Origin of the sequence: Shigella sp. FC1967, from assembly GCF_001743005.1 — a bacterium.
Lineage (GTDB): Bacteria > Pseudomonadota > Gammaproteobacteria > Enterobacterales > Enterobacteriaceae > Proteus.
Window position 1 is genome coordinate 1 of the sequence record NZ_MIIZ01000343.1, and the last position, 237, is coordinate 237.

Below are 237 nucleotides of genomic sequence, written 5' to 3' on the forward strand. Positions count from 1 at the left end.
ACAAGCCGCTGGCGCTGGCGTATCAGGTTGTATTCTTCGCGCTTCTGGGGGTTGAAAAATAAATTTTCTCCCCCACCTATAATTCTAATTCACACAACGGGCAGTGCTTTATCTTAAATAAAGGCACTCCCCGTCTCATTTTTTATTGATTAAACCAGGGGCTGACTCATGACTACAATCGTAAGTGTTCGCCGTAAGGGCCAAGTTGTAATCGGTGGTGATGGACAGGCGACGATG

The 237-nt window shown here is 46.4% G+C and carries 1 pseudogene; it reads left to right on the forward strand.

The features are described 5' to 3' along the window. Nucleotides 1-168: 168 nt before the first annotated feature. A pseudogene (locus tag BHE89_RS03065) lies at nucleotides 169-237 on the forward strand (HslU--HslV peptidase proteolytic subunit); the annotation flags it as partial.